This is a genomic window from Photorhabdus africana (assembly GCF_035181445.1).
Lineage (GTDB): Bacteria > Pseudomonadota > Gammaproteobacteria > Enterobacterales > Enterobacteriaceae > Photorhabdus > Photorhabdus laumondii.
In genome coordinates this window covers 1-252 of record NZ_JAXBVE010000269.1, presented here as the reverse complement: position 1 = coordinate 252, position 252 = coordinate 1, and the positions used below count along the sequence as shown (strand labels likewise).

Here is a 252-nt window from a genome sequence, read left to right as displayed (position 1 = left end):
GCTAACCGCTGGCTGGACCGTCCGGCGGGGATTTATGTGCAGAACGATAAAGGTACCTTGTCGTTGAGCGCCATCAACAATGTGCAATTAACCGCCAGTGACGTCAAGAATGCGGGTAAAGACGGTCACACCGAGATAACGGCAGGCCATAACCTGACGCTGGACACCTTAAGCACGCGCCGCACAGAGCAGGGCGACTGGGGGAAAGAGAACACTCGCCACCTGACCCAACAACAGGATATCGGCAGCCAG

The 252-nt window shown here is 56.7% G+C and carries 1 protein-coding gene; it reads left to right on the top strand.

What is annotated here, in order from left to right:
* The coding region (locus tag SLS51_RS23715) for a hypothetical protein (protein ID WP_323840907.1) at positions 1–252 on the top strand (252 nt) is incomplete at both ends.